The following is an 18,001-nucleotide window of genomic DNA, read 5'->3' on the forward strand; positions in this document are numbered from 1 at the left end:
TTGCCCTATGCCGCGATCATACAACGACTATATCAAGACCGGCCAAATGACCGATTTGGAGGCCATCAAGCACAACACGGTGCGCCAGGGTGGCCGCGTCGCGATTGCCGCCGCGCTGGCCGCTCACGCCCGCGACGGCCTGCCCGCTGATGCCGCCGCGTTCGGCGTCCTCGACACAATCGCGGTCAAGTTGGTCGAGTGGTATGGCCCCGCCGCTGCCGGCGAGGTGTTGCGCCATTACGCCGAGGTTTGCGAGCGCCAGGTCGCGAAGGTGGACGCATGAAACCGGCGCACCTTCAAATTCTGCAACACTCGCTTGGCTTGGACCAATACGGGCGTGGGACCTCGAACCGCGATCACTTCGTTACCGACGAGGGTAGCAAGGACCACGGCGCTTGCGTCGAGCTCGTTGAACTCGGGTTCATGATCCGCCGCGCCGCCGTTGAAATGTTCGGCGGCGCCGATTTCTTCCGCGTCACCCCCGCCGGCAAGAAAGCCGCCATTGAGAACAGCCCGCCGCCGCCGAAGCTTTCGCGAAGCAAGCAACGTTACGCGGACTATCTCGAATCCGATTACGACGTTCCGTTCGGCGACTGGCTGAAATGGAAGGAACGGCAGCGGCGAGGGCTCGCGCTATGAAAGCCCTAAAGTCCGTGTTCGAGTCGGAGGCCGCGCTTTGCGCCGCCTTCATAGCACAGTTGCCGAAGGATTGGACCGCTTACCCGGAAACCGCCGGTTTCGACATCCTCTTGGTGCGTGGTGCCGATGGCGCGCAAATCGGCGTTGAGGCGAAAATGACCCTCAATGCAAAGGTGCTTTTGCAGGCCGTGGAAGGCATCTATTCGGGCCGAGGCAGCGAGTACCCGGCACCGGACTTCCGCGCTGCCTTGGTGCCGTCTGGCGCCGCCGGGGCGGAACTGAAAACCGTTGCAAGCTACCTCGGCGTTGTCGTGATCGCGATGACTAGCGAGGCGGAACGCGAGGCCGAGGAAAAGGCCTTCGCCGAGAAGTTCGGCGTTTCCTATCGCCGTGCTCACGTCAACGACAAGCCGTGGTTTACCCCGGAACTGCCGGTTATCGGCCATGACTGGCGCAGGCTATGGGCGGACCATTGCCCGGCGGAAAGGTGCAAGGTTCCGGCTTATGTTCCCGATGTTGTCGCGGGCGCCTCGGGGCCTTCTCAACTTTCGGAATGGAAGATTAAGGCGATCAAGATTTGCATAATCTTGGAGCGCCGAGGCTTCGTCACCATCGGCGATTTCAAGCGGGTCGGCATCGACCGGAAGCGCTGGTTTGATATGCGGTGGCTTGCGCATACTGATGACCGGGGCCGCTACATCGCCGGCCGCAGCGCCTTGAACCTTCGCGCCGCCCATCCGGTGAACTACGGGCAGATCGAGGGGGACTTTGAAAAATGGAAGCCGGCCGAAGACGAGTTGAAAGCCGAGCTTAAGCCACGGCCGGCGCTGCTATGAGCACCGGAACGAACCTAATGAACCGGTGCTTGATCGCGCTGTCCAAAGCAGGGGCAACGGTATGGCGGAACACCACGGCGGCGGGATGGGCTGGCAAATCGTTTTCGTTGTCGCGCGGTGAGGTTTACCATGCTCGGGGCGGCGAGCGAGTCGTGCTTGACGCCTATCCTATCAAGGCCGGCCTTTGTGAAGGGTCCGGCGATATCATCGGCCTCAACACAATAGAGATCACCCCGGACATGGTCGGCACCCATGTTGCGGTGTTCTGCTCATGGGAAGTCAAAGACGGCCAGGGCCGACCTACACCGAAGCAAACCCATTTCGCCGGCTTCGTTGCGGCGGCGGGCGGCATCGGCGTGATCATAAGAAGCGAAGCGGAAGCGCTCGAAACAATTAAGGCATACCGTGGCAGACAGTGACGAGAAAAAGATCCTCGAATTTGTCGAGGCGATGCGGTCGGCCGGCGTTTATCTGGACACCGCGAACGTGCGGGGCTCATCCCATCCCATAGCGGACGGCAAGATCCACCGGGCCAACGCGCAAGGCAAGGCGAAGGCCAAAAATCAGCATATCTGGTATGTACTCCACTGCGACTCCCCGGCCTCGGGCGCCTTCGGCGATCTGCAAACCGGAGTACAGGACACATGGACGGAGAAGCGGCCGTCCTCAATGACACCGGCGGAACGGGCCGCCCTGAAACAACGCATGGTGGATACGCAACGCCAGCGGGACGAAGAGCGCGCCGCGCTGCACGCCGCCGCCACGGCCGCAGCAACCGCTATCATGGCGCAAACAGAGAAGGCGCCGGCTACTCACGCGTACCTAGCGAAAAAGCGGTTGCCGCCGTTCCCTGGCCTTCGCCACCTCAAGACAAATGTTCGGTACGTCATCGACCCCGAGGAAGACACCCGCACCGCTCGGGCCGGCTCCCTCGTCGTGCCGATCTACACGCCGGCCGGCGCGCTGGTCAGCGTCCAGCTTATCGGCAATGACGGCACCAAGCGGTTCTTGAAGGGCACCGCGAAGGAAGGGAACTACCATTCCATCGGCAAGAAACCGGAAGAGCCTGGCGCTGTTATCGCCATAGCCGAGGGCTACAGCACCGGCGCTCGAGTCCATGAGGCAACAGGCTACCTCACCATTGTCGCCTTTGACGCCGGCAACCTGGCGTCTGTCTCAAAGGCGATCCGTGCGAAGTATCCGGAGTCCCGGCTACTCTTCGCGGCGGACAATGACCGGCTCACCCCGATGCCGGACGGCCGGATGAATCCCGGCCTCACCAAGGCACGCGATGCAGCGGACACCGTTGGTGGTATCGTGGCGTTCCCCGAGTTCGACGCCGCCGATATCGAGCTAACCGACTTCGATGACCTCGCGCAGAAATACGGCCTTGACCGGGTTCGCGCTGTTATCGCCGCCGTGGTTGATCCGCCGGTCGGGCCGAACGAAAGCAACCCGCCGCCGGCCGAGGATGACGGCGGATACCATCCGGACGACCAAGACCATGGCGGCGAGGATGACACCCGAGGCGGGAGCCCGCGCGGCGCCGATGGCGAGGTCGAGCACCCGCTGGCAAGCTTCGGCGATCCTCATTTCCGTTGCCTCGGCGTTGACGAAACGATGTTGTTTTTTCAGCCCGCGAACGTGGCGCAAGTCATCGGGCTCAACGCTTCGGCGCTGTCATCTTCGAACATGATGCGGCTCGCGAAACTGCAATGGTGGGAGTCCGAATTTCCCGGCGCGAAAACTGGCGTCGACTGGCAAGCCGCGATCAACGCTTGCATGCAGGCTTGCATGTTCCGCCGCAAGTTTGTGCCTCACAATTCGGTGCGGGGGCGAGGCGCATGGTTCGAAGGCGAAACCGCGATCTATCATGCCGGCGACCGCCTCATTGTGGACGGCGACGAGACTTCGTTTCACGATCACAAGAGCCGGTTCGTTTATGACGAAGGCGAGTCCATGGCCGTCGAAATGGATGCGCCTATCTCGACCGCCGAGGCAAGGAAGTTCCTGGCGCTTTCCAAGAGCCTGAGGTGGGTTTCCCCGTTGTCCGGCTACTTGCTGGCGGGATGGTGCGTTGTCGCCCCTGTCTGCGGCTTCCTGAAATGGCGGCCTCACGTTTGGGTCAATGGTCCCTCGGGTTCCGGCAAGTCGACCGTGATGGATCAGATTGTGAAACGCTGCCTCGCCGCCACCGCGCTAAGCGTGGTTGGCAACACCACGGAAGCCGGCGTGCGTGGGGCGCTTGGCATGGATGCGCTGCCCATCATCTTTGACGAGGTGGAGCCGAAAGACCAGAACAATCAAAACCGGATACGGGCAATCATGGATCTCGCGCGCGTCGCGGCCTCGGAAGGCGACGGCCTCATTCTCAAGGGCACCGCGAACCAAAAGACGAAGGGATTTCGCGCCAGGTCTATGTTTGTGTTCGCCTCGATTGTCACACAGATCGAAGGCTATGCGGACGAATCCCGCATCACGCAATTGACCCTGGCGGACCCCGCCCAAGACACAGACGAAGAGAAGGCGATCAACAAAAAGCACTACGAAAAGCTGCTGTCCGACATCGTGGACCTTCTCACACCGGCTTTTTCGAAACGGCTACTGGCGCGGACTATCAAGCATCTGCCCACGCTTCGCGCCTATGTCGATGTCTTCACCGTCGCGGCGGCGCAACACCTCGGCAGTCAACGCTTAGGTGACCAGTTGGGACCAATGCTTGCCGGCGCCTATCTGTTGAACACCACGAAGCCGGTCACGGTTGAAATGGCGCTGGAATGGCTTCGTGGCAATGACTGGACCGATCACAGCGCGAAGGGCGCAACCAAGGACTCCGACCGGTTCCTGCAGCACGTCACCGGCTATCTTGTCCGCCACAACACGCCCGAGGGCGGAACCTGGGAACGGACCATCGGCGAGCTTCTAGAGCTTGCCGCCTACGCCGCCGATATGCTGCCGTCGAATGATGGCTACGGCACCAAGGAACCGAACAAGAAAAAGGGTTCCGCTGTTGCCGCGCTGGCACGCATGGGGATCAGGGTTTGGCATGGCGCGGAGTCCGGCCTCATGGTGGACATCACCACGTCGCACGAAAGCTTCAAGCGGCTTGTGTTGAGGTCCACCGAATGGGCGTCCACGAAGTACCGGGACATCCTCAAGGCGATCCCAGGGGCCTACAGCGGCAAGGGGAACCGGTATTTTTCCAGCGGCATCAACACGCCGTTTGTGACTGTTCCGCTCAACGCGCTTCTCGGGGAGCGGGAGCCCGGCGAAGACGACGAATGAGCGTTGACAAAACGCAAACGACTCGCGTCTACTCAGTTCGCAAAAGCACTGCACAGCCCGGTGGAACGACTCGGCGAGAAGCAGCTACGGCCAGGGGGTAAGGCAGTTGATTCCCTTGGCAATCAGTCTCGCCATTCCGGCGGGTAAAAGAGGAACCAAGATGCACAAGACCAGATTTCTTATGTCTGCACTTGCCGTCGTCGCGCTCGCCTTTTCGGTATGCTCGGCGCCGGCTTTCGAATTCGAGCGTGTCACCGTCACCGCCGCCAGCGTGGAACACCAGCCCGCCGCCATTGCGGTTCCGGCGGATCTCGCCATCGTCTCGGCCACGGAAGACTCGAGCCGAACGCGGGCCAGCGGCGCCGAAAGCACCGCCTCCGTTTACTTCGCCGTCTACAGCACCACCGCCCCGGCCATCGGCCGCCACCGAACTTTCGCGGTTCCCTGGGAAGTCTGACAGCCTCTAATGTATCCCGAGCCCGGCGCGCCAAACGCCGGGCTTTTTTCATTGCCGAGTGGCGCGAACGTACCTCAAAGGCTTGTGGCCTGGCGTGCCGTGGTGAAGAGCCTCGCCGAGATCCCGCATGTCCATTTCCTGGCCGCAGACCGGGCATATCTGAAAATGTTTCGCGTCGTCCTTATAGGGCGCGTCATGGTCAACGCCCTTGTAGCCGGTCCCCGCATTGTTGGTTGGTGGCCGCTTCGGCAGGTCCGAATTCTTTGATTCTCGTCGCATCAAACGGCAACGCGGGCGACGCGTTTTTGTTGCGCCGGTCTTGACCGATGTTCCTGATGTGTACACATAGGAATAAATTCAAGCGGAAGAGACGATGCCGAGGCGATGGGCTGATGAGGCCGAACTAGCCGCGCTCATGATGACGCGCGCCAACGCGGGGAAGCGGGTGACACTGTCGCCAGAAACGGCGATGTTCGTCGCCTTAAAGCTTATCACGGCCTCGGCGAAGCCAACGGCCGCCGAGGTCGCGCTAATGATCTGCGATAGCAGGTGCGAGCGGCCGTGTTACCCGTGCCAAGGCAAGGCAAACGGAATCGTCCGCGCCTACGGGAACAGGGCGGGCTAGGCCGCCAGATTCAGGCTTGAATGGGCCTCGCGGATGGCGACCACGAAGCGCCTATACCGTTGAACCTCTTCGTGGCGCAGCGAGCGCTCGCGGTCAATGGCGCCCCATACAAGGGCGGACAGGGAAGCGCCTTCGTGGGCGTGCCCGGTGTCCTTTAGCGCGGCTTGCACCTTGTCACATTCGGCCACGATTTCGGCTAGCGCGGTGCTGCAAAGATCCTCGGCCGCTGCCTGTTGCGGCGGGGACACCTTGTAGCCGCACTCGGCCAGGGCCTTGAGCACCAAGTCGGTTGCGGCCAGTTCGCAACTCGGCGCTATCGGTTGCTCGGTGCGGGTAAGTGAGCGGTTCCGGCGGCGGATGGCGGCGCCGATGGTGAAGCAGATATCATCGACAGTGTAGCCGGAATAAGGCGGCTGGCGGCTGATCTCCGTCGAAGGGAATTCGGCAGAATAGTCATCGTCGGTTGACGACATAAAGACGACTTCGCTGGCGCCGGCGGCGATCAGTTCTTGAAGCTCTTCGTTCGATAGTTTGCGGTCCAGGACCGGGGACGGCCGCAACAGCGATTCGAGGCGGTTGAAGGAGTCCGGCGTAATCGTGAACCGGACGCCGTCGACGCCAAAGGCGGGCTGCAGAAGCCTCCCCATTGCGACGAGCTTGTCATGCGAGGCGATGGCGCGGGCCACCGTCTTCGCCCGCTCCTCGGCGTCTTCACCGACACACATGACAACGACGTCGCCATCGCTTTGGACGTAGGCGTTACGCGTTCCTACTGTTGTGGTGATCTTGCCGGGGAACACCTTTGACATCGGCGCATGGGCGCCACTCAAGGATTCCTGAACCGCCTGGGTCGTCATGGTCTTTCTTCTCCTACGATTGTAAGTCTGCCCGCTCGGGCCTCGACGCGGATCTCTCTGATGTCCTCCCATGCGCAGCCGAACCCGAGGTGGATACGAAGGCCGGGGGCGTGGCCCCTTAAGGCGTTCAGGCTGGCGACGTGCTCGACGCGCTCTCCCTCGGGCGTCATCCATGCCGGCCGGGTCCGCGTAGCGCCTGGCGCTGGCGTCCACCCCTTGTCGACGCGCGCCACGTTGTCGGCGTGACTCGGCGGGCAGAACAGGACAGCGTCGCTCACAGGCCGGTTCCGAACATCATGGCGCCGAGCGCACCGCCGAACATGACGGCGCCAAGGAAGATTGCGAGCGCGGCGGTGCCGAGGACGAGTCCGAGACAGACCATCGCGACATCTTTGCCGGACACCGCCGGCTCTTCGAGTTCGGCGTCGGTGTAGTGGTAGGTTTGAATGGTCATGTGATGATCTCCAATCCGTCAACAATGCTAGCAAAAGTGTTTGCGTTTTGCAAACACTAAGGCGAAATAAAAAGGCCGGCTGCTCGGGGCGCTACGCGCGCCCCATGGTGCAATCCAGGCCGGTGGCGCCGCTGAAAAACCGGCGAAGGTCTTCGGCGTAGACGCCGCTGGACTTCGACACCTCGGCGACCTCAAGCTTGCGGCCGTTCCACTTGCCGAAGGTGAGTTCGTAGACATCCATTGTGGTCAGCTTGATTTCAACGCGGTCGATGCCCTGGGCGGCGAAGCCGCGAGGAAGGGCGAAGCGCAGCGCGTCGCCGCAATCGACCAGGCTCTTCGCGCCGGTCATGGCGAGGAAGCGGTTTCCGCCGAGTTGAGCGAGGATTTCGTTTGCGATGGTCATTTGCGTCGGCTCCGGTTTCGATATGCTCACTATACATTATGAATATCGGTTTGCAATACGCAAACACTTGGCCGATGATCTTTTTTCAACCGCTTCGGCCGGCGGGCGCGGCGTCGCCAGCGGGACCCCGTAGCCTGAAATAGTAGTCCTGTTCCCACCATTCGCCGGGGCGGGCTTGCGGGTGGATCTCATAGTCAGGCCCTTCGTAGGCCTCATAGATGGCGGAACCAAGCACCCTGCGGCAGGCGGCCCGAGCGGCGCGAACCGCCGCGCTCCGGGTTGTGTAGAGCCGGTACGTGATGCCCTGCACATCGACCGTGGTTCGCCTCGGGGCCGTCACGCCTCGACCCGCGTGATGGTTTTGTTGTTTTTGAGAAAGGAGTCGGCGGTCCAGTGCGGGGCAACCAGCTTCCACCCGTAGGGCGGGCGGGCACTCTTGTAGATGCTTTGGTCCCGGACTCCTTCATCCTTGGTGACGTAGCCTTGCCCCGTGGCATCGGCCCAAACCCATATCTCATAGGCGTTGCCGATTTTGTGGCCGACCAGCTTGATATCAACAGCGGCGCCGGTGAGCCTTTGAGCAGTTGCGATGTCCATGTTCATAGCTCCTCACGCGGCCCGGATAATGGGCGCCATGGAATAAGAGCCCATCGGCTTGACGAACTCGGCGCCGTCATAGGAGCCGATACGCAAAGTCTTGCCCTTTTCGGTCTTGATGGTTTTCGCGGTGCGAGACGCCACCGTGATCGAAAACCAGCAGTTGCTATCGCAGATTGAGCGGGTTTTGTAGGTCTTGCCGGCTTCGAAAGAGGTCATGGCTGCATTCCCTTGTTGGTATCCGTAATATACATTACGAATATCAGAACGCAATGGGCTAAAACAAAATTTCTAGATCAATTTCAATGGGTTCGACAGGCCACAACGCGACGCAGTCCAGCGGACTTTCGTGGGTGACCCCGGACAGGATACAGCCGTATCTGTCATAGGCGCCGATGCCTTCGGCGATGAACCATGCGGAGCGCCCGGCGGCGTCCGAAGTGGCGCCGTCCTCTTCGTCACGAAAGGGGCGGAGCGGCCCCACCTTCATGCCACCTCGGCCAACAAAGACGCCGCCGGTGTAAACGCTGATCGCGTCGCCGGCCCGATGTTCGGCGATGTTGCTGTAGCTGGTTTGCGGGCTGGCATGTGTCACGGTATTTCCTCTTTGGGCGCGCGGCGCCGGTTCTTATGAGAAAGGCAATGCATGCGTGGCTAGGAATTTGTTCCTGTTCTGTTCGTACAAGGGATAAAAGCATAACTCAAGCGAAATCGCTGAACTCAAACGATCACCGGAGCTAAACTTAAATCGCCCATATCTTCGGATTGTTGCGTCGGGGCACCAAGCCGGGGGTTAGCAACTCATCGAGACGACGAGCCGACGCGCCTTTAGCTGCTCTCGCAGCACTGGACATGCGCGCGCCGCCCCCGGCCAAAGCCAGGGTGTGCGGCGCCGCTAAGCGTTCGCACGTCTCGGCGCGTGATGCGCCTCAGTCTCGATCAGGGTTGCTAAGCCCGGTGTGGTCCTACCATAAACGCGGGGCGTCGCAATAGAAGTTTCGGTCGGTAACAATTTGTGAACGTAAGTATGTACCGACTGTATTACTTCACACGCCGCTAATGTGACTTAGCGCGATACAGCCGCCACCACCGGACACATACGCAACGGCGGTATGTCCGCTTAGAATGGTAGCGCCTGGGGCTTTGATAGTCCGCTCCACGGGCTCGCCTTCGATGATGCCAGGCCAACACATGATGGTTGATCCGACCGGGTGCGCGGCGTTGAAGGCGTCGCATGCCGCTTGCATCGCGGCTTGGTGCTCGGCTCTCACCTTCTCTCGGCCCTTGAACGTGAGGCCGAGGCCGCACCCAGGGCACCGCGCCGTCGCGATATAGACGATGCGGTAGCAGTGGAAACACGTTTTGCACGGCGGGTCGCGGCGGGTCACTTCGGAGTCCTCTTCAATCTGGCCTGAAAAGCGGTAATCGCGGCGTCGCACTCGGCGAAAACATCGGGAAGGGTGCAGCCCTTCCGGTAGCGCCTTTTTTCAGCGATGGCGGCCCGTAGGGCCTGCACCTTCGTTTTGGCATATACTTTGATGTAGACGCCACCGACGCCCTCGGCGGACCTCGCCCAAGCCGGTATGTTCGGCAACCATCCGAAGTCGCCATGCTTCGTTGATCTCTTGCCCCATGTGAATGGGGCCTTGACCGTGAAATAGGCGCGGCCTTTGATGATCGACCGCAACCCATATTCGTCTATCTCGACCTTGCCTGTCTCGTCATCAAACCAGGCGCGGAAATAGAATTCGCCGGCAACGTGCTTGAGCGCGGCCATCACGCCGCCTCGGCAAGTCTGTTGATGGGCTGCAGGCCGCCCCATTGGTCCGCCATGGCGGCGGCGATGCCAGGATAGAAGCGGGCGCGCTCCCGCCACCTGTTAGCGGCGTGCTTGCCCCATCCGGTGGAGCGATGGACTCGGGCCTCGCGGTCCTCGACGATGCTGGTCGGTGTCAGTGGTGGAAGGTTTTTCAGCCAAAAACAGGTTCGCTTCACCTCGCCGTGCCCGAACTGCCAGGGCTGGACGCTTTGCGCGAAAGGTTCGTAGTTCGTGATCCTTTCCTTGGCGTGCTTGTGCATCACCGGATTTTCAATGCAGATCCGGTCGATCCGAGCATTCCAGAACGCGGAAAACAGCGCGGCGCCTTCGTCCAGTTCGGCCCACATTTGCGGGACCGTCTTCCCCGGCGGTGCCTTCGTCAACCATCGGACGCCGGAATTGCAAAGCCGGGTGCAAGGCGGGTGCGCCACCATGAGGAGATCCCATCCATCATCAAGGATGGTTGTCGCGTCGCCCCTGATATGGCGGTTGCTGCCGTCTTCCGAGGGCAGGACATCGCATGACCAGGCGTCATGCCCGGCGGCTAGAAAGGCGTTGCGGACGGTGCCCGAGAATTCGCAGGCGACGAGGACGCGAAGCGGATTGATCGGCTGCATGTCAGGCGCCCAGGATGGCGCGGCGAAGGCGCAAGATCTGATCATAGGAAAGGGCGTGAACGAATGAGGAATGAGCGGCGGCGACCTCGGGCCGCCCCGCACGCTCAAAGACGTGGCATTCCGCCAAGAGGGCGAGGCGGACCTTGGCGGCGAGCAAGGCGTGTTCCGCGGTTTGGACCTCGGCGTCGGACATTACGGCCATGGCGCTAGACCAACTTGCCGACGATGGCGCCGGCTACGAGTTTGGATTGCTTGGACTTGTTCTTGATCGCCTTTGGGGCGAGCGCGTCGGCGACGCTTTGAAGATCAATCGTGATTTCGATGAAACGGCTAACAAAGCTCTTGCTGCCGTCATCCCATACGCGAACCGCGCGCTTGAAGGTCGGTGTTTGCATCGTGGGGACTCCTCGGTTTGATGACAGTTTGGGAAGCCGGCCGCTCGGGGCCGGCAACCGAAGCTGTCAGGCAGCGATTTGTTGCCGGTGGGCGCGCAACGCATCGGCCGCCGCTTCCCATGCCGCGAGAATGGCCGGTGTGTGTTCCGCCTTCGGGTCAGCCAGACAGCGCGGGTCGTTCATGAGGGCGCGGTGTGCCTTGGCCTCGGCTTGCATCAGGGTCTTAAGGTTGGACATGTTGGCAGGCCTTCCGTTTGCGTTTCGATAACCTCGATATACGCTATGCATATCGTGTTTGCAATACGCAAACAAACTAGACGTGATCTTTTTCTGCCGGCTTCCGCATTTTGAGAATGCCGGTTGGCACATTGGTGCCGGCTTCCGAAAAGCTTCCGGCGGGCAAGTCGTGCCAATCGCCCTTGATCTCGCCATGGTCGTACCAGGCGGTTGCGGGCAGGATCGAAACCAGAGTGCCGCCGGGCTTCAAGAATGCGAGGGCGTGACGCACATGCTTGAGGTAGTGCCGCCCGTAAAACGGCGGGTTCATCACCACGAAATCAAATTCAGGCTTTGCGGGGCATTCGAGGAAATTGGCAGTCAAGACGTTGTGGCCCTTGGCGCGGGCCTCGGCGGCGCGACCCCGATGCACCTCGATACCAAACGGCCGGCATCCGCGCGCGGTGAGGGCGTCGAGGATGCGCCCGTCGCCACATGACGGTTCCAACACGCGATGCGCTGGCGGTGTTGATCCTCGCGAATAGTCGCTAGGCTGATAGATGCCGGCGTGGTCAAGCGCCTTCTCAATGACGGCCTGGGGCGACCAGTAGAATTGCAGGTCTTTGGCTATCTCGGTGCCGGGGCGCTTCTGTGCGCCTTCCTCTTCGGCGTCTGGCAACACTTCGCCATAGAACTCGGCAAGCGCGCGGTTGATGTCGAGCAGCGTGGCGGGTGCGAAGAAAACATGCGCGTTGCCGTTCCCATACTTTCGGATGGTGATGCCGCGATCAAATGTCTGGTATTCGTCCGCTTTTCCATATCGCGGCTCGCTGGTGTAGGCGCGACCGTCAAGAACAGCATCGTCGCCAGTCTTATGCGCAACCTCGATTGCGCCGAACTCGGCATGGTCCATGAGAGGTTGCCCACCATAGGCGGCGAGCGCGTTGATGATATCGCGTAGCTTGTCCCGGCCGTAGGTTCCGAAATAGCTCCCGAAGCTCGACAGGATCACCCGCTTGGGCAGACCCTTTACGCCAATCTTGACCTTGGAATGCGATTTGTAGGCGGGATCGAGATCCGCGAAGACCTCGGCGAGGCCACGCAAGATGTGATGGCGTGGACGTTCCAGATAGTCGCCAAACGTCGCCTTGGCGTTGTCGAACGTCAGATCCGGCGGGTTCTCAACCGTCTGGTCGAAAAGCTTGCGGTCCCGAGCGCTGGCGATCCGGTCAATCTGTAGGCGGTCATAGATAGCCTTCCAGCCCGATTTGCACAGATTGCGCTTGAGGCTATCAGCGTTGACGTAGGGGCGGTGTTGGGAGACCGGGCCGACGAACTTGCCTTGGATGCAGGCCGCCATTTCAAGGCGGGTGTAAGCCGCCTCGAATGACCGCACCTCGGCGTCAATGGCGGCTCGCTTCTGGTCGTATTCTTCGATCAGGTCAGTGACCGTGCTTTGCCGAGCGATGGCGTTCATGGCGGTTCCTAGTGCTTTGTTGAGGTCGAGAAGGTGGCGAGAGCGGCATGTATCCCGGCGGCCTGATAGACCGGTGTGCCGTACATGCTGTGATAGGCGACCTCGATGATGCCCGCCGCCTTCGCAGCCTTGAACGCGGCCGAGGAAGCGGCGCGGCCGAACTGCCATGAGAACAGGGCCGGCACTAAGCGGGCTTGGCCTGATGCAACGGCGCTCTTGATTTCGGCGAGGGCGGCGGCGGTCTTCGGGGACATCGGGGCGGCTCCTTATGACTTGCGGGCGAAGCGGAGGCGTTCGCCATCCGTCATCACGGTGATGTCACCAGCGGCAACACGCTCGCGGCGGGCGATCTCAGCCTCCATCATGTCATTGCGCTTGTTCAGCACCATGTCGCGAAGCTGGCCGGTCGAGTAGGCGGGGTAAGCGGCGGTCTTGAATGCGGAGTCTGACATCGGGGCGGCTTCCGTTTGCGTTTCAACAACTCTGATATACGTCGCGAATATCGGGGACACAAGAGGAAAGTTTGCGAAATGCGAACGTTTTTCGAGCCAGGACAGGCCCGAGGCGTATACATCGGGAAAAATACACCCTGAAATACACGCTAAAATACAGTCAACCCGCTGATTTTATTGCGAATATTTAGATGTATGGATTTTTGCGAAAAACATAGAGCTATACATGCATAGCGCATAGCGGGGATGCGCATAGAGGCATGCGTATAAGGCTCTATTTATATATATATTTCTATACAAATACATTTATATATATAGAACAGTGGGTTAGGTGTATGTATTCCCTGTATGTTCCGGTTTTTAGGAAAATAGGCCTAATACATCTTTTTGCGAAGCGGAACGTTGACGTTTCCTCAACGATTGGCCCTTAATGCACCAACGTTCGAATCGCTCGGGAGCTAGCATCGTGGTTGATCTCATCAGGAACATGGTTGTCGCGGACCGAGGGAAGGCAAGGCAGTTCCTCAAAGGGCCTGTTCCCGATGACGTCGGGGCCGATACCGTGGGCCGGTTGCGTCGTGCCGGTGCGCTTGCTCCCGTGAAGGCCGAAGCCGTGATGAAGCCGGCCCCGAAGGGCAAGGCTAAGTAGGCATGGCCGAGCTTGAGATCAGGGCGGATTGGAAAACCGCTGAGGTCCGCGCCTTGATGCGCAAGCTGCAGCCCCCGAAGCTGAACCATGCGCTCAACATTGCCGTCAACACCACAGCGAAACAGGTCCGCACCTTTGCGGCTCGCATCGTTGCTAAAGCAGGCGGATTGAAGCGCGGTGATGTTGACCCCTCGATCCGCATCTATCCCTATTCCCGACCGTCAACGCTCACCGCTACTGTTCGGGGTTCGGGGCGCCCCATAGCGCTGGTGAAGTTCGCGGCACGCCAGACGAAGCCAGGTGTAACCGCCAACGCCTGGGGAACACGTAAGCTCTACAAGGGCACCTTCATTGCGACGATGCGGTCCGGGCATACCGGGGTGTTCGTCCGGGAAACAAAGAAGCGGGTTCCCGTAAAAGAGCTATGGGGGGCCGGTGTCACCCAGGTGATGACACAGGCGATTGAGTCCGGCGGGATCATGGCGGAAGCTCAAGACAAGCTGTTGACCAACGTTGTCAGGCAGCTTAAGCGCGCCGCCTTCAAAGGTTGATCCATCAAGAATATTGATGTGTTGAAATGGCTCGTCCCTGAGCCATCGCGTCGCCTCGCGATCAATGCCCATCGACCTCAAACCGAAAACCTCAACCATTTCAAGCCGTTATGAAAAACGCGGGTCCTTCCCAGGCGGTGGCAGGGTGAGGGGAGCGCTGCATCGCACCTTTTCACTAGCGACAGAAATCTAGGAAAGCATACCTATTCTATTCGCCACGTTGATCGGCCATCGCTTTTGTGAATGGGTCCACGATTTCCGCGGCTCACTTCCCCGGCGGAATCCTTCAATCGGATCAATAGCTTGGCAGGATGACGCGGGGGCGAGGCCTGGCGTGGGCCGATATGAGGTCTAGGCGCCGCCCTCTTCGCCATCGTCTAGCAGCGCGTTGACTGATGCGTGCCGCAAGATCACTTCACCTCGCAAGTGCTTCACCCTGGCCCTCACTCCCGGCTTGATCCATTGCGTCGCGGGGTGCCGTTTCTTCATAACGGCGTTAGGCGGGGCGCCGCCGGCCTTGGCCTGGACCCGCTGCCAAAGCCGGTCACGCATGTCGCGGCCGAGGGTGATTACAGCGGTTCCGATATAGTGCCCGGTGCCCGGTTCGGCGAAGAGGGCTTGAGCCGCCTTGCCTCGCTCCCGCTGATATCCAATTAGATCAAGATCACTGTACATAAAACTTTTCGCCTTCACCCAATTCGTGGTCGGGCCGCTGCGATACTTGCTGTCCGCGCGCTTCGAAACAACGCCCTCAAGCTCGGCTTGCTCCACCAGATAGAAGATCGCTTTCGCGTCCCCTGGTATGGCCTCGCTGAATTGAATCCGGGTGTCTGGCTTGACGATGCCATGCAGCATTTCCCGGCGCGCCTTACAGCCGATGTCGCGGAGGTCGTGGCCGTTCAGATGCAAGATATCGAAGGCGCCGAGGATGGCGGCGTAAGGGTCTTTCTGGATAACCCGTTGCATCTTGTGAAAATCCGGGCGGCCCTTCTCGTCGGGAACAACCGCCTCGCCGTCAATGATCGCGGACTCCACCTCAAGCTCTCGGGCCGCCTCAACGATGCCGGCGTATCGCTTCGTCCAGTCCGCACCGCTACTCGAATAGGCGCGGACCTCGCCGCCCTCGATGATGATTTGGGTTCGGTAGCCGTCAAGCTTGATCTCATGCGTCCAGCCATCCCCGAGGGGCGGGCTATCAACAAGCTTCGGCTTCATTGGCGGGATGAACGCTAGGCGCATGAACTGACTCACGGGACCGTGATTCAATTCAGCATTAGCTAAAATGGTTCCGAAACTTTTACCGCAAGACAAACGGTGGGATCGGCGCGCGCGCCAATTCCCTGGCGACCTCGCTTTCTATCTGGTCCAAATGTTGCCGAAGCGCCGAAAGGGCGCGATGCGTTCGCTCGAAGGAGTCTTGCACCTGGCGCTCCAACTCGTCACCCTCTAAGTTTGATCGGTGCAGGCGTTCGCGGTGCTCGTGCGCCGCCAACTCGGCTTTTTCAATTTCCGCCGTGACCCTGTCGCGCCACTGGAATAGCTCGGGGCGCTTGGCCTGCAATTCTTCAAGGGCTCCCATTTCTGGCCTCCTACAGCACGTCGATTTCGTGGTCGCTTAGATACGGCCCGTACTCGATTAGCCGGCCATCCTTCACCATCTTTTCAATCAAGGTCTTGGCGCGTTCCACGCCGATGAACTCGACCGTAACGGTGCCCAAGATCTCGGCCAGGCCTGGCAACTTGTGCTGACTGCTCACGGCGCACCGCGAGCCCATAAAGGACAGAATGAAGCCCTCGACTTGATCGTCTGTGAAGTTCATGCCGCCGTGTCCAAGCTTCGCGCCTTCCACGATGATGCCCCGCGCGCGGCGCGGCCCGCCGAGGTGATCCGCCGTTGCCAGCAATTGCCCTGTCTCATATCAGCGAGGCCTGCGTCGACCAAGGCCATGAACACCTTGCCGAGCCCATCGGCCGGTGCATCGGTCCAATCATCGGACAACCCGCGAAGGACTCGCATCTGTGCCGGCGTCATGGCCTCGACTCCAGCCGCTTGTTTTCTTCGCGTTGGTCTCGCAGATCGTCCGGGTCCGGTTCGGTTTCTTCCGCCGGACAGATGCCGCTATCGCGGTCGCAGTCCTCACATTGTTCGGTGGAGTAGGCACCGCAGACCGGGCAGGGTTTGCCTCTACTGGACTCGCGGTCTTCCTCCGGTGTCATCAGCTTCCATTCGTCGTAGCCGGGAATGCCGCTCATGACTGCCATCCCTCAAGCGTCCTGTACTCGACCGGCCTGCCATCGGCGTGGGCGCGCTCGATGCCGGCGACCATGCCGCGCGAGATGCCCCGGTCGGTGTAGACAACGGTCGCCTCGGCTTTCCTGCCCCACGCCAGCCCGGCGCCGATGCCCGTTGCCCGTTCCGCCGGGTCGTCATCGTCTAGGACGCCGGGTTGCGTGTAGAGCAGATGGCTTGCCGCCGGTGCGTCGCCGCGCTTCAAGCAGTCCCGCAACGCGGCCCGAGCATAGGCCACGTTCCTTTCGACTTCACCGGCATAGGGCGACTCAAGAATGACAAGCCGCCATTCCGGGTCGACGGCCACAACCGTAGCGGCCGGCCCAAATGGGTCACGTACGCCCGGCGGCACGCGGATCGCGTCTCGCACTTCTGGCCTGTCAGACCGCGCGATAAGTTCGGCAGACGTGATCGGTTGTTTGCCGGGGGTAGCTCCGCAGATGTCGCACGTTTCGCCCGCTTGAATATGGCACTCGCCGCACGGCTCTTTGCCGTCGCGCCGGCTTGGTTGCGGAAACCCGCTCACGCTTCCACCTCGGCGCGCGGGATCACGTAGCGGGTTTCTTCGCCCTTGATCTTTTTCGAAACGATGTTGTGGCCGCGCTTCCGCAAGGTGCCGGCGATGTAGCCGCGAACGGTATGGGCCTGCCAATCGGTGGCGGCCATGATATCGCGGATCGTGGCGCCATCCGCGAGCGAAACCAGTTCAAGGATGGTGTCAGCCTTGGTCGACTTCTTCGCCACCTTCGCCAGCTTCGGTTCCGCCGCGCGTGAGGCTCGGGCCGCGCGTCTCGCCGCTATCTCTTCCGGTGTCGACTTCGTTGGGGGCAGGTCCGCAACCGCCGCTTTCATCGCGGCCGGCGTCATCGCCACCAATTCCGCCTTATGGACGATCATGGTTGACTTGCCGATCTTCATGGCGGCAGGCGCGGGCTCAGTCATCGCGTCAACGAGCTCTTGCTGGTAGGGCCGCAGCGCTGGCGCCTTGCGGGCTTCTCTCGCCTTGCTGGCGTTCGCGACCTCGGCGGCGAGGTCTATATCGTGGCTGGCAGTGTCGCCGCCGGCAATGACCGCCTCGGCGACGATGACGGGGGTCGCCTGTTTGCCGTTGACGTACGCGGTTCCGCTGATCTCTTCGGGGATGCCGGCAGCGAGCACCTTGGTTGGTGCCGCCACATGCGGGAACCATTCCATTGCCCCAGGGATAACAGGCATCGGCTCATCAGCGATGTAGCCGGGATACTTCGCCGCGAGTTGGCGGGCGAAACGCTTCGCATTCGACTTCACGTTGTAGGACTTCATTGTCGTTTCCGATTCAGCTAGAGTGTTTGCAATTCGCAAACGACATGTAGCGCACGATATGCGTGATGTATATAGCTTAG

28 protein-coding genes are annotated in these 18,001 nt (G+C 60.7%); 8 read left to right on the forward strand and 20 right to left on the reverse strand.

Going from position 1 to position 18,001, the window contains the following annotated elements:
• The first annotated feature begins 46 nt into the window (after window positions 1-46).
• From EJ075_RS23875 to EJ075_RS23900, 6 genes are all read left to right on the forward strand, one after another.
• Complete coding sequence (locus tag EJ075_RS23875) at window positions 47-283, forward strand: hypothetical protein (protein ID WP_126105981.1); 237 nt, start codon at window positions 47-49, stop codon at window positions 281-283.
• A 140-nt stretch (window positions 284-423) separates the two neighbouring features.
• Entirely contained in the window at window positions 424-639 is a 216-nt protein-coding gene (locus tag EJ075_RS33820) for a hypothetical protein (protein ID WP_245457998.1), read from the forward strand.
• A 14-nt stretch (window positions 640-653) separates the two neighbouring features.
• Window positions 654-1,475, forward strand: a complete 822-nt coding sequence (locus tag EJ075_RS23885; protein ID WP_126105983.1) for a hypothetical protein — start codon at window positions 654-656, stop codon at window positions 1,473-1,475.
• A 29-nt stretch (window positions 1,476-1,504) separates the two neighbouring features.
• Window positions 1,505-1,894, forward strand: a complete 390-nt coding sequence (locus EJ075_RS23890) for a hypothetical protein (protein ID WP_126105984.1) — start codon at window positions 1,505-1,507, stop codon at window positions 1,892-1,894.
• A complete protein-coding gene (locus tag EJ075_RS23895) occupies window positions 1,881-4,760 on the forward strand; it encodes a toprim domain-containing protein (protein ID WP_126105985.1) in 2,880 nt (959 codons plus the stop codon). The genes EJ075_RS23890 and EJ075_RS23895 overlap by 14 nt, the downstream gene beginning before the upstream one ends.
• A gap of 160 nt (window positions 4,761-4,920) precedes the next feature.
• Window positions 4,921-5,217, forward strand: coding sequence for a hypothetical protein (locus tag EJ075_RS23900; protein WP_126105986.1), 297 nt, complete (start codon window positions 4,921-4,923; stop codon window positions 5,215-5,217).
• 621 nt (window positions 5,218-5,838) lie between these two features.
• On the opposite strand, the gene EJ075_RS23910 is transcribed toward EJ075_RS23900, so the two are convergent.
• From EJ075_RS23910 to EJ075_RS23970, 14 genes are all read right to left on the reverse strand, one after another.
• Complete coding sequence (locus EJ075_RS23910; protein ID WP_126105988.1) at window positions 5,839-6,699, reverse strand: hypothetical protein; 861 nt, start codon at window positions 6,697-6,699, stop codon at window positions 5,839-5,841.
• Window positions 6,700-6,973: 274 nt separating this feature from the next.
• Window positions 6,974-7,153 carry a hypothetical protein gene (locus EJ075_RS23915; protein ID WP_126105989.1) on the reverse strand — a complete coding sequence of 60 codons (180 nt, stop codon included), beginning with the start codon at window positions 7,151-7,153 and terminating at the stop codon, window positions 6,974-6,976.
• Between the two features lie 91 nt (window positions 7,154-7,244).
• Window positions 7,245-7,556 (reverse strand): hypothetical protein, encoded by a 312-nt coding sequence (locus EJ075_RS23920; RefSeq protein WP_126105990.1) that lies wholly within the window; start codon window positions 7,554-7,556, stop codon window positions 7,245-7,247.
• Window positions 7,557-7,641: 85 nt separating this feature from the next.
• Window positions 7,642-7,896 carry a hypothetical protein gene (locus EJ075_RS23925; RefSeq protein WP_126105991.1) on the reverse strand — a complete coding sequence of 85 codons (255 nt, stop codon included), beginning with the start codon at window positions 7,894-7,896 and terminating at the stop codon, window positions 7,642-7,644.
• Window positions 7,893-8,153 carry a hypothetical protein gene (locus EJ075_RS23930; RefSeq protein WP_126105992.1) on the reverse strand — a complete coding sequence of 87 codons (261 nt, stop codon included), beginning with the start codon at window positions 8,151-8,153 and terminating at the stop codon, window positions 7,893-7,895. The genes EJ075_RS23925 and EJ075_RS23930 overlap by 4 nt, the downstream gene beginning before the upstream one ends.
• Window positions 8,154-8,165: 12 nt before the next feature.
• Window positions 8,166-8,372, reverse strand: coding sequence for a hypothetical protein (locus EJ075_RS23935; RefSeq protein ID WP_126105993.1), 207 nt, complete (start codon window positions 8,370-8,372; stop codon window positions 8,166-8,168).
• Window positions 8,373-8,430: 58 nt separating this feature from the next.
• On the reverse strand, window positions 8,431-8,748 hold the full coding sequence (locus EJ075_RS23940) for a hypothetical protein (protein ID WP_126105994.1): 318 nt from the start codon (window positions 8,746-8,748) through the stop codon (window positions 8,431-8,433).
• Between the two features lie 789 nt (window positions 8,749-9,537).
• Window positions 9,538-9,930, reverse strand: a complete 393-nt coding sequence (locus tag EJ075_RS23945) for a hypothetical protein (RefSeq protein ID WP_126105995.1) — start codon at window positions 9,928-9,930, stop codon at window positions 9,538-9,540.
• A complete protein-coding gene (locus tag EJ075_RS23950; RefSeq protein WP_126105996.1) occupies window positions 9,930-10,589 on the reverse strand; it encodes a hypothetical protein in 660 nt (219 codons plus the stop codon). The genes EJ075_RS23945 and EJ075_RS23950 overlap by 1 nt, the downstream gene beginning before the upstream one ends.
• Window positions 10,590-10,795: 206 nt before the next feature.
• A complete protein-coding gene (locus EJ075_RS23955; RefSeq protein ID WP_126105997.1) occupies window positions 10,796-10,984 on the reverse strand; it encodes a hypothetical protein in 189 nt (62 codons plus the stop codon).
• Between the two features lie 66 nt (window positions 10,985-11,050).
• Window positions 11,051-11,221, reverse strand: coding sequence for a hypothetical protein (locus EJ075_RS33260; RefSeq protein ID WP_164547172.1), 171 nt, complete (start codon window positions 11,219-11,221; stop codon window positions 11,051-11,053).
• A gap of 76 nt (window positions 11,222-11,297) precedes the next feature.
• On the reverse strand, window positions 11,298-12,677 hold the full coding sequence (locus tag EJ075_RS23960; protein WP_126105998.1) for a DUF4942 domain-containing protein: 1,380 nt from the start codon (window positions 12,675-12,677) through the stop codon (window positions 11,298-11,300).
• Window positions 12,678-12,685: 8 nt separating this feature from the next.
• Window positions 12,686-12,931, reverse strand: coding sequence for a hypothetical protein (locus EJ075_RS23965; protein ID WP_126105999.1), 246 nt, complete (start codon window positions 12,929-12,931; stop codon window positions 12,686-12,688).
• 12 nt (window positions 12,932-12,943) lie between these two features.
• Window positions 12,944-13,129 carry a hypothetical protein gene (locus tag EJ075_RS23970; RefSeq protein ID WP_126106000.1) on the reverse strand — a complete coding sequence of 62 codons (186 nt, stop codon included), beginning with the start codon at window positions 13,127-13,129 and terminating at the stop codon, window positions 12,944-12,946.
• Window positions 13,130-13,595: 466 nt separating this feature from the next.
• On the opposite strand from EJ075_RS23970, the gene EJ075_RS23975 reads away from it, so the two are divergent.
• Both EJ075_RS23975 and EJ075_RS23980 read left to right on the forward strand, forming a co-directional pair.
• Window positions 13,596-13,778 (forward strand): hypothetical protein, encoded by a 183-nt coding sequence (locus EJ075_RS23975; RefSeq protein WP_126106001.1) that lies wholly within the window; start codon window positions 13,596-13,598, stop codon window positions 13,776-13,778.
• A gap of 2 nt (window positions 13,779-13,780) precedes the next feature.
• Window positions 13,781-14,329 carry a phage tail protein gene (locus EJ075_RS23980; RefSeq protein ID WP_126106002.1) on the forward strand — a complete coding sequence of 183 codons (549 nt, stop codon included), beginning with the start codon at window positions 13,781-13,783 and terminating at the stop codon, window positions 14,327-14,329.
• Between the two features lie 351 nt (window positions 14,330-14,680).
• Here the strand turns inward: EJ075_RS23980 and EJ075_RS23985 are convergent, their stop codons facing one another.
• The 6 genes from EJ075_RS23985 to EJ075_RS24010 form a co-directional block, all read right to left on the reverse strand.
• A complete protein-coding gene (locus tag EJ075_RS23985; RefSeq protein WP_126106003.1) occupies window positions 14,681-15,568 on the reverse strand; it encodes an RNA ligase family protein in 888 nt (295 codons plus the stop codon).
• Window positions 15,569-15,626: 58 nt separating this feature from the next.
• The gene (locus EJ075_RS23990; RefSeq protein WP_126106004.1) at window positions 15,627-15,908 is read right to left on the reverse strand and encodes a hypothetical protein; all 282 of its coding nucleotides are present in this window, start codon (window positions 15,906-15,908) and stop codon (window positions 15,627-15,629) included.
• 10 nt (window positions 15,909-15,918) lie between these two features.
• Window positions 15,919-16,233 carry a hypothetical protein gene (locus tag EJ075_RS23995; protein ID WP_126106005.1) on the reverse strand — a complete coding sequence of 105 codons (315 nt, stop codon included), beginning with the start codon at window positions 16,231-16,233 and terminating at the stop codon, window positions 15,919-15,921.
• Between the two features lie 124 nt (window positions 16,234-16,357).
• Window positions 16,358-16,582: a hypothetical protein gene (locus EJ075_RS24000; protein ID WP_126106006.1), complete on the reverse strand. Its 225-nt coding sequence runs from the start codon at window positions 16,580-16,582 to the stop codon at window positions 16,358-16,360.
• Window positions 16,579-16,989, reverse strand: a complete 411-nt coding sequence (locus EJ075_RS24005; RefSeq protein ID WP_245457999.1) for a hypothetical protein — start codon at window positions 16,987-16,989, stop codon at window positions 16,579-16,581. Before EJ075_RS24005 ends, EJ075_RS24000 begins: the two co-directional genes overlap by 4 nt.
• Window positions 16,990-17,141: 152 nt before the next feature.
• Window positions 17,142-17,921 (reverse strand): DUF3489 domain-containing protein, encoded by a 780-nt coding sequence (locus tag EJ075_RS24010; protein WP_126106007.1) that lies wholly within the window; start codon window positions 17,919-17,921, stop codon window positions 17,142-17,144.
• Window positions 17,922-18,001 lie beyond the last annotated feature (80 nt).

Source organism: Mesorhizobium sp. M6A.T.Cr.TU.016.01.1.1 (assembly GCF_003952585.1).
Lineage (GTDB): Bacteria > Pseudomonadota > Alphaproteobacteria > Rhizobiales > Rhizobiaceae > Mesorhizobium > Mesorhizobium mediterraneum.

Excerpts from the sequence above, each read along its gene's own strand:
- EJ075_RS23875 (WP_126105981.1), top strand. The coding sequence starts at position 47 with ATGACCGATTTGGAGGCCATCAAGCACAACACGGTGCGCCAGGGTGGC.
- EJ075_RS33820 (WP_245457998.1), top strand. The coding sequence starts at position 424 with ATGATCCGCCGCGCCGCCGTTGAAATGTTCGGCGGCGCCGATTTCTTC.
- EJ075_RS23900 (WP_126105986.1), top strand. The coding sequence starts at position 4,921 with ATGCACAAGACCAGATTTCTTATGTCTGCACTTGCCGTCGTCGCGCTC.
- EJ075_RS23910 (WP_126105988.1), bottom strand. The coding sequence starts at position 6,699 with ATGACGACCCAGGCGGTTCAGGAATCCTTGAGTGGCGCCCATGCGCCG.
- EJ075_RS23915 (WP_126105989.1), bottom strand. The coding sequence starts at position 7,153 with ATGACCATTCAAACCTACCACTACACCGACGCCGAACTCGAAGAGCCG.
- EJ075_RS23920 (WP_126105990.1), bottom strand. The coding sequence starts at position 7,556 with ATGACCATCGCAAACGAAATCCTCGCTCAACTCGGCGGAAACCGCTTC.
- EJ075_RS23930 (WP_126105992.1), bottom strand. The coding sequence starts at position 8,153 with ATGGACATCGCAACTGCTCAAAGGCTCACCGGCGCCGCTGTTGATATC.
- EJ075_RS23935 (WP_126105993.1), bottom strand. The coding sequence starts at position 8,372 with ATGACCTCTTTCGAAGCCGGCAAGACCTACAAAACCCGCTCAATCTGC.
- EJ075_RS23945 (WP_126105995.1), bottom strand. The coding sequence starts at position 9,930 with ATGGCCGCGCTCAAGCACGTTGCCGGCGAATTCTATTTCCGCGCCTGG.
- EJ075_RS23950 (WP_126105996.1), bottom strand. The coding sequence starts at position 10,589 with ATGCAGCCGATCAATCCGCTTCGCGTCCTCGTCGCCTGCGAATTCTCG.
- EJ075_RS23955 (WP_126105997.1), bottom strand. The coding sequence starts at position 10,984 with ATGCAAACACCGACCTTCAAGCGCGCGGTTCGCGTATGGGATGACGGC.
- EJ075_RS33260 (WP_164547172.1), bottom strand. The coding sequence starts at position 11,221 with ATGTCCAACCTTAAGACCCTGATGCAAGCCGAGGCCAAGGCACACCGC.
- EJ075_RS23960 (WP_126105998.1), bottom strand. The coding sequence starts at position 12,677 with ATGAACGCCATCGCTCGGCAAAGCACGGTCACTGACCTGATCGAAGAA.
- EJ075_RS23965 (WP_126105999.1), bottom strand. The coding sequence starts at position 12,931 with ATGTCCCCGAAGACCGCCGCCGCCCTCGCCGAAATCAAGAGCGCCGTT.
- EJ075_RS23970 (WP_126106000.1), bottom strand. The coding sequence starts at position 13,129 with ATGTCAGACTCCGCATTCAAGACCGCCGCTTACCCCGCCTACTCGACC.
- EJ075_RS23980 (WP_126106002.1), top strand. The coding sequence starts at position 13,781 with ATGGCCGAGCTTGAGATCAGGGCGGATTGGAAAACCGCTGAGGTCCGC.
- EJ075_RS23985 (WP_126106003.1), bottom strand. The coding sequence starts at position 15,568 with ATGCGCCTAGCGTTCATCCCGCCAATGAAGCCGAAGCTTGTTGATAGC.
- EJ075_RS23990 (WP_126106004.1), bottom strand. The coding sequence starts at position 15,908 with ATGGGAGCCCTTGAAGAATTGCAGGCCAAGCGCCCCGAGCTATTCCAG.
- EJ075_RS24000 (WP_126106006.1), bottom strand. The coding sequence starts at position 16,582 with ATGAGCGGCATTCCCGGCTACGACGAATGGAAGCTGATGACACCGGAG.
- EJ075_RS24010 (WP_126106007.1), bottom strand. The coding sequence starts at position 17,921 with ATGAAGTCCTACAACGTGAAGTCGAATGCGAAGCGTTTCGCCCGCCAA.